The sequence below is a fragment of the Caballeronia sp. LZ065 genome (assembly GCF_031450975.1).
Taxonomy (GTDB): domain Bacteria; phylum Pseudomonadota; class Gammaproteobacteria; order Burkholderiales; family Burkholderiaceae; genus Caballeronia.
This window is the reverse complement of the sequence record NZ_JARUXV010000042.1, coordinates 1-403: the sequence shown is the minus strand read 5'-3', so window position 1 is coordinate 403 and position 403 is coordinate 1. Positions and strand designations below refer to the sequence as shown.

Annotated in this window: 1 protein-coding gene; it reads right to left on the bottom strand. The window is 62.0% G+C overall.

Translation table 11 applies throughout. The features are described from left to right. Positions 1-348: hypothetical protein (locus tag QCE63_RS36940; RefSeq protein WP_309839958.1), on the bottom strand; the 348-nt coding region annotated here is incomplete at its 3' end. Positions 349-403 lie beyond the last annotated feature (55 nt).

Below are 403 nucleotides of genomic sequence, written 5' to 3'. Positions count from 1 at the left end.
GTCCTCGTGCATCGCATGGCTGTAGTAGAAAGACAGGCCGTTGCGGTCGGTATGTTTCACCATCTGGTGCTGCGCATACTCGAAACAGTAGGGCGCGTCGTGCGCATCGAGCACGACGCTCAAATTTCCCAGTGCGTCCTGCTCATACGACACCAGCGGATGCACGCCCCCTTGTCCATCGTGCAGTGCGAGCGCTCCCAGGCAGCCCACGACGCGGCCCGAAGCGGCACGCAATTCACGCCCGGTAGCACGGCTCCCCGAGAATTCGATGAAGCGCATCGACACGCTTTCGTGAATCGGATCGGTCCGTCGCTCGATATGCCAGGCGTTGCCATTCAGGTCCGCCATCCGGGATAACGGCAAAGCCAGCGTCTGCCCCCGATCCACAGATGGCACGCGTGCG